Source organism: Acidilobus sp. (genome assembly GCF_049973875.1).
Taxonomy (GTDB): domain Archaea; phylum Thermoproteota; class Thermoprotei_A; order Sulfolobales; family Acidilobaceae; genus Acidilobus.
In genome coordinates, this window is record NZ_JBMFJI010000004.1 from 76,403 (window position 1) to 82,726 (window position 6,324).

Genomic DNA, 6,324 nt, shown 5'->3' on the forward strand with positions numbered 1-6,324 from the left:
TAAAATCTAAACTTCAATAACAAGCACGTGGTGGGCCAGGTGTATAAGAAGATACTCGTTGGCTACGACGGCAGCGAGGGCGGCGAGAAGGCGCTCAGCAGGGCGCTCGAGCTTGCTAAGAGCTTCAACAGCGAGCTCTGCCTCCTGACGGTCATACCTCCAAGCTCCATGGCATTCGGGGAGATCGTGGTGCCAGACGCTGTCAACCTCTCGCTCATAATAGAGTCCTCCAGGAAGAGGCTCTCGGACCTTGCCGCCAAGCTCTCAGCTGAGGGCTACAAGGTGAGGTTTGAGGTGCTCACGGGCGACCCGGGCGACACCATAGTTAGCTATGCTGAGGTCAACGGCTGCGACCTGATAGTCCTCGGCAGGAGGAGGCTCTCGAGGCTTGAGAGGCTGGTCCTCGGCAGTGTGACCCACAAGGTCGCGGGCAAGTCCACTAAGGCTGACGTGCTTGTTGTGCCTTAGGCCCCCTCGGCAGCATCACCAGCATTATTGATGATATGACCGCGAAGGCCGCGAAGGCCCACATGGTCGCCTCAAGCGGCGTCATTCCGAGGAGCCCATCGCCCTGAAGTATGAAGCCTCCCAGCAGGGCGCCCACGGAGCCTCCCACCGTGTTGCCTATGCCCCAGACTATCGAGTTCGCCTGGGCCCTCACGCTCCTGTCCACCACCTCTGAGACGTAGCCCAGCAGCACCGGGAAGCCGCTCATGGCGAAGAAGCTGTAGAGGCCGAGCAGCGTGGTTATCGTTACCGGGCTGCGCATGAACAGGAACGCTATGTAGAGGGCCGTGGAGGCCAGGGTCGTCAGTATGATGACGCTCCTGCCCCCGTACCTGCTGACCATCCACCCGAACAGCGGCTGGCCTACTATGGCCGTCGCGTATGACGTGGTTACTATTACGCCCATGAGTATCCTTGACCTCACGAGGTGCTCAACGTAGGTCGGCACGTACGTCATCACCCCAGTCATGAATATGGCCCTGATGAACGCTATGGCCGTAAGGGGCACAAGGAGGTAGCTGTACTGGGAGAGCCTTGAAAACGACCTGGCCGCGCTCTCCCTGGTCGCTGGCATCCTGAGGCCGTGAAGGCCCAGGCTTATAATGGCCGCCAGTATGAAGACGTATGCTGCTATTATAGCCAGGGCCTCGCTGCCCCCAAGGTAGGCTATAGCTATGGTCATCACCATGGGGAATATCGCCCTGCCCACGCTGCCGGCGGAGCCGTTTATGCCCAGGGCCCTCCCCGCCTGGCCCTCGTACGAGTACTGAAGTATTGAGCCCCCCAGCGGGTGGTAGAAGGAGAGCCCGAGGCCCAGCAGCACGGACCCGAGGCCTATCAGCGCGAGCCTTGTAGCTCCCCCGTACACGAAGGTCCCAGCGAAGGATGCCATGGAGGCCCCTATGAGCACGAAGCCTACCGTCATGAGCGTGACGTGGCTCCCCGCCCTGTCGGCCCTGTTGCTTATCAGGGGGCTGGCAAGGCCCGAGAGCACGTTGACCAGGGCAGCCATGCCGCCCAGGAAGGCCGGCGACACGCGCATGTCTATATAGTAGGTTATCAGTATCGACACGGTGATCAGAAAGCTGTCATTTAGGAAGTGGGCTAGGGACGTGAACAGCAGCGACCTGGTCCTGATATTCATGCAGGTCCCCTCACGGGCCCGAGGCAAGCTACAGATAAATATTTATCTAATAATTAGCGAAGTTCTGGGACATTCAAGACTTGAAGCCCAGGGCCAGGGCCGCCTAAGAAATTAAAAGAATGAGTTAACCACAGAAACGTGGGGGAACCGCTTGTCCCTCACGGCAGCCATCCTGGCAGGAGGGGAGGGCACGAGGTTCAGGCCGTACACGGACCTCATACCGAAGCCGATGATACCGCTGGGCCCCGAGGAGAAGCCCGTGGCAGACCACATAGTTAACGTCCTTATAAAGGGCGGCGTGAGCCACGTCGTCTTCCTCGTCAACTACAAGTGGAAGTACGTGAGGAACTACTTCGGCTACGGCGACAGGTTTGGCATAAAGATAGACTACAGCATAGACGACGACAAGTACAAGAACACCGGGGGCTCGCTGCTCAAGGCCTACAAGCACCACCTGCTCGACAGCGACCCCATAGTTGTGTGGTACGGTGACATACTGGCTCCCATAAACGCCAGCAGCCTGGTCAAAGAGCACGTCAGGCAGGACGCCGACGCGCTTTTAGTGGTTGCCAACAGCTACCAGGTCCCGGTGGGAGTGGCCGAGGTCAACGACAAGAATGACGTGGTTAGCCTCAAGGAGAAGCCGTGGGTCAACATGAAGGTCACCATAGGCGTCCTCACAATAAGGCCCAGCCTGCTTGAGGAGTACGAGGGGCAGCTGGGCACCTCCTTTGACATAATGGGAGACCTGATACCGGCCATGATAAGCTCGGGCAGGAAGGTCAAGGCCTACATATACGACGGCCCGTGGGTTGACGTTGGAAGCCTCGAGAGGTACAAGAAGATAGACGAGGACCTCCTCAAGGAGGTCACGGAGCTGTCCTCCTGACCCTCACGACCCCGCTCCCGTCAAGCTCCACCAGGTCCCCATCCCTCACCTCGGAGAGCTGGTCCTCAGGTATGGAGTCGACCAGGGGTATGCCGGCCAGCACGCACCCAGCCACTATTATGGGGTCGACCCTAGACATCACTATGGCGGCCGGGGCCACCCCGTTGGCCTTAAGGGCGTAGATTACGTAGCTGCCCACTGTGCTCCCCCTGGGCCTCCTAGCCACTATGACCCTCGAGGCCACGCTCCTGCCGTCAGCGGTCCTGCCGGTGTAGGGGTCCACGTCACCGTAGAAGCTGAGCGCGTCCATCACCACGGCCCTGCCAATCGCCCTGCCGGGCACCAGCTGCCTTCCCCTGAGCTCCATGGTCACGCCTCCGAGCCCAGCCTCCTGGCCAGATCCTCCATGGGCTCAAGGCCAACCCTGAGGCCGTGCCTCGAGAGGTAGAACATGGCCTTGTAGCTGTAGGTCGCCACCCTGAGGCCCTCCCTCCGCAGCTTCGACACTATAAGGCAGGTGTCCCTGAGCACCACGGCCCCGTACTCCCTGAGCACCTCCATGGCCTCGGGGCTTATGCGCCTCTCCTCATCCCTTGACGTCGTTATGAGCAGCTGGGGCCTGTTTCCCCTGGGCTTAAGCCTCGAGAGCTCCCTGGCCAGGGCCTCGACCTCCTCCGCCGAGGCGTGGGGGCACCCCACGTAAACCAGGTCCACGTCGTCAAGTCTCATTGACTCGAGCTCGGCCTCCACGTCCCTGTAGTCTATTGACACCACCTCCTCAAGCCTGCCTGGGGGCTCCTCGGGCGTCAGGCCGGGGACGAAGACCATGGCTATGTCGCCCTCTGCGCCCACGGCCGCCCCGAGCTCCTTGAACGTCTCCCTGTCAACTCTGGCGTCCAGCAGCGGCGGCCCCTCGAGGCGGTGGAGCCTGACGAGCACCCTGCCGAGCACTGCCGCCCTGGCGTAGTCAAGCCTGTAGCCCTCGGGGGCCTCAAGCCTGTAGGCAGCCCTCGGCCTCCTGCGCTCGGGCACGTGCATCCCGTAGTAGTAGGTCCTGCCGGCTATGGCCGCCATCAGGGCCACCGGCCCTCCCTCCCTGTTGGTCCTCAGGCCGAGCACGCTGTTTGCATAGACCACCGCGTTCGACTCGCCCCAGGCCACGCTCTGGCCCGGCCTCAGCCCCCTGACGGATGGTATGTAGTATGGGGTGCAGGTGAGCGTCAGCGACGCGCCCATCCTGTGAAGGGCGCTCACTATGGCCCTCTGCCCCTCAAGTACCTCCCTGTCAGCTGATATGAGGTCGAAGGCCCCGGGGGCCTCGAGGTCAAAGCCTATGGGGTTAACGGTGGTGGGCACCGAGAACCTGGCGCCCATGTTGGCCAGGTCCTCTATGAACTTCCTGCCGGGCTCGCCTATGTTGTTGTAGGAGACCCCCGAGACGTGGGCGTGGACTATGGGCTGGAGCCTCTCGGCCCCCAGGGCCTCGCCGACCTTAACTATCACCTCCAGCGCTTTGGCCTTGGCCTCCCCCTCCTCGCCCCTCAGTATCCTCTCCTCCTCGGCAGTCAGGTACATCAGTACCACCACGTGTCCATGAAGCTGTGCTCCGGCACCAGGTAGAGCCTCTCCGCCCTCGCCCTGCACGCCGGGGCCAATATGCACTCGCCACTATCGCAGCCGCCGAGGGAGCTGCACTTTGCCGAGCAACCGGAGGCGCAGGAGGGCCCCTCGAAGGTGCAGCAGGACCTGCCGAAGGACCAGAGGAAGTCGTCCATTATGAACGGGTCCACGCCGGCGGCCTGGGCCACCAGCCTGTAGGCCTCCCTGACGGCGAGCCTTAGCATGACGTCCTCCTGGGGCCTGAAGGGGTGGCCGGCAGCTATGAGCTCCAGCGTGTTTGGGTCCACGTCAACTATGCCCGTCCTGAGGGCTATCCTGGTCAGGTGGTTGTCCACCGGCACCTCCTTGTTCTGCGGGTCCTGGAATATGACCACCTCCCTCCTCTCTATGAACTTCGCCAGGAGGAACGCCTTCTTTTCAACCGGGTCCTGGTAGGCCTTGAAGACCTTGAGCAGGTCTATGAGGCCCTGGGCGACCCCCCTCCTTAGGTAGCCCCCTGAGTCAAGTACGATCCTGTAGGGGTCTCCGTCGAAGAGCGCCTTGAGCTTAATTCCAAGGTCCCTGAGCAGCTCCGCCCTGACGTGGGCGTCCGGCGGCCTGGCCCTGTCGGCTGTGAGCCACCTCAGCACGTCCTCCTCTGTGACCCTGGCCAGCCTCTCCGCCGTGAAGAACCCAGGGTCCTCGGCGAAGAGCCTTGAGCCGAGCCTGTAGAGCAGGTCGGCGCCGTGGAACCTCTCTCCGCCCACCTCGGCCTCGTACTGCCTCCTGCCCCTGCTGAGCCTGTGGTCCATGGCAACCATGACCAGGAAGTAGGCCATCACGTCCCTCCTTGGGGTCCCCCTGGGCGGGTAGTACCTTGGGTCCTCGAAGGTGTCTGGCCTGAGCCTGCTGACGGCCTTAGCTATCAGCCTGCCGAGCTCCCCCGCCCTGTCCCTGTTAACCTCCACCTTCAAGCGGCGTCCCGTAACGCTGTTAAGTCCGACCAAAAATAAGCTTAGAGGAAGAGGGATGAGCGAGGACTGGGAAATAAGGGCCTCCCAGCTCCTTGAGGTCGCCAGGTCGCTCAAGGGGGAGCTGAGGGAGGCCTTCATCTACCTGGTTGACAACGTGTCCGTGGGCGACCTCAGGGCAGCCATAGACCTCAGGAGGAGGGGGGTCAGGGACCCAGCGGCGGTGCTGGAGGAGCTGGTTAACATGGGGCTTGCCGAGAGGGGGGACGAGTGCTACAACCTCCCCGCGCCCCTCAGGAGGCTCATAGCCGAGAGGGGAATTGGGGCTATAGAGAGAGTCCTGGGCTCAGGGCCCGGCTGACAGGGCCCTGACACGCGCCCTCCGGGTAGGCCCTCCTGGCCCTCTCCTTCATGGCCTGGGCTGTCGGGTGAACTATGTAGTAAGCCGCTGTGCCGCACGCCGAGCTCGCCTGGGCGTTCCTGGCTACCTCCTCTGGCCTAGCCCCTTAGACCCCACGCCGTGAACCGCCACGAGGGCCGAGCTTGTCAGCAGTGCCCACGTCTACCTTGTTGTACTTCCTGTAGGCTGGCGCCGCCCTGAGCAGCACTGCCGACTGCAAGAAGACAGCGTTTGCCTTAGACTTGACCAGCTGGTCAACGACCAGGGCCCTAAAGTCTTGCATCTGGGCTTAGCTGTCGGGGCGAGCATGATAAGCCCTTGCACGTGCAGCGTCAGGACTAAATTAAGGGAGAGGTAAAGGAGAAGCATAACCACGAGCGCCGCCCACCCGATGGGGCCGGCTGAACCCTCCAGGCCTGGCCCCACCAAGGTTCTAACTTATCCCTAGCCCCTGGGCCTCGGGCGATTGGGAACGGCGGGCTGAACCGCTCGGGCTTGCGCCCTCGCGGCTTACACCCCCGTCCCATCAACCCCGTCTTCTACGGGAGCCCTCGTCGCCCCGCCGGCAGAGCCGGCGGGGCGAGTGGCCGCCTATTTTCGGGGTGGGGTTCCCGCTTAGATGCTTTCAGCGGTAACCCCTTACGGCGTGGCTGCCCGGCCTGCCCACCAGGACAGCCGGTAAACTAGAGGCCGCGGCGCCCCGTTCCTCTCGTACTGAGGGCACCTTCCCCTCAGGCGGCCGGCACCCCCCGCGGGTAGAGCCCAACCTGTCTCACGACGGTCTGAACCCAGCTCACGTTCCCCTTTAATGGGC

General features: G+C 62.5%; 8 protein-coding genes and 1 rRNA gene. 3 read left to right on the forward strand and 6 right to left on the reverse strand.

Annotated features, from left to right (window positions below; all coding sequences use genetic code 11):
• Positions 1–27 precede the first annotated feature (27 nt).
• Positions 28–468 (forward strand): universal stress protein, encoded by a 441-nt coding sequence (locus ACP5H1_RS02885; protein ID WP_427971459.1) that lies wholly within the window; start codon positions 28–30, stop codon positions 466–468.
• Here the strand turns inward: ACP5H1_RS02885 and ACP5H1_RS02890 are convergent.
• Positions 440–1,651 carry an MFS transporter gene (locus ACP5H1_RS02890; protein WP_427971461.1) on the reverse strand — a complete coding sequence of 404 codons (1,212 nt, stop codon included), beginning with the start codon at positions 1,649–1,651 and terminating at the stop codon, positions 440–442. The two genes, ACP5H1_RS02885 and ACP5H1_RS02890, sit on opposite strands and share 29 nt — an antisense overlap.
• A gap of 151 nt (positions 1,652–1,802) precedes the next feature.
• Here ACP5H1_RS02890 and ACP5H1_RS02895 point away from each other — a divergent pair, with 151 nt between their 5' ends.
• Positions 1,803–2,540, forward strand: a complete 738-nt coding sequence (locus ACP5H1_RS02895; RefSeq protein ID WP_427971464.1) for a nucleotidyltransferase family protein — start codon at positions 1,803–1,805, stop codon at positions 2,538–2,540.
• Here the strand turns inward: ACP5H1_RS02895 and ACP5H1_RS02900 are convergent.
• From ACP5H1_RS02900 to ACP5H1_RS02910, 3 genes are read right to left on the reverse strand one after another with little or no spacing between them, the layout of a single operon-like run.
• Positions 2,521–2,907: an aconitase X swivel domain-containing protein gene (locus tag ACP5H1_RS02900; RefSeq protein ID WP_427971466.1), complete on the reverse strand. Its 387-nt coding sequence runs from the start codon at positions 2,905–2,907 to the stop codon at positions 2,521–2,523. The genes ACP5H1_RS02895 and ACP5H1_RS02900 overlap by 20 nt on opposite strands.
• A 2-nt stretch (positions 2,908–2,909) precedes the next feature.
• Entirely contained in the window at positions 2,910–4,115 is a 1,206-nt protein-coding gene (locus ACP5H1_RS02905) for an aconitase X (protein WP_427971469.1), read from the reverse strand.
• On the reverse strand, positions 4,115–5,107 hold the full coding sequence (locus ACP5H1_RS02910; protein WP_427971506.1) for a hypothetical protein: 993 nt from the start codon (positions 5,105–5,107) through the stop codon (positions 4,115–4,117). Before ACP5H1_RS02910 ends, ACP5H1_RS02905 begins: the two co-directional genes overlap by 1 nt.
• Positions 5,108–5,168: 61 nt before the next feature.
• Here ACP5H1_RS02910 and ACP5H1_RS02915 point away from each other — a divergent pair, with 61 nt between their 5' ends.
• On the forward strand, positions 5,169–5,471 hold the full coding sequence (locus tag ACP5H1_RS02915) for a PolB1-binding protein PBP2 family protein (protein WP_427971472.1): 303 nt from the start codon (positions 5,169–5,171) through the stop codon (positions 5,469–5,471).
• Positions 5,472–5,616: 145 nt separating this feature from the next.
• Here the strand turns inward: ACP5H1_RS02915 and ACP5H1_RS02920 are convergent, their stop codons facing one another.
• Together ACP5H1_RS02920 and ACP5H1_RS02925 are read right to left on the reverse strand one after the other, a co-directional pair.
• Entirely contained in the window at positions 5,617–5,793 is a 177-nt protein-coding gene (locus ACP5H1_RS02920) for a DUF1464 family protein (RefSeq protein WP_427971474.1), read from the reverse strand.
• A 163-nt stretch (positions 5,794–5,956) separates the two neighbouring features.
• Positions 5,957–6,324: ribosomal RNA gene (locus ACP5H1_RS02925) — 23S ribosomal RNA — on the reverse strand; the annotation flags it as partial.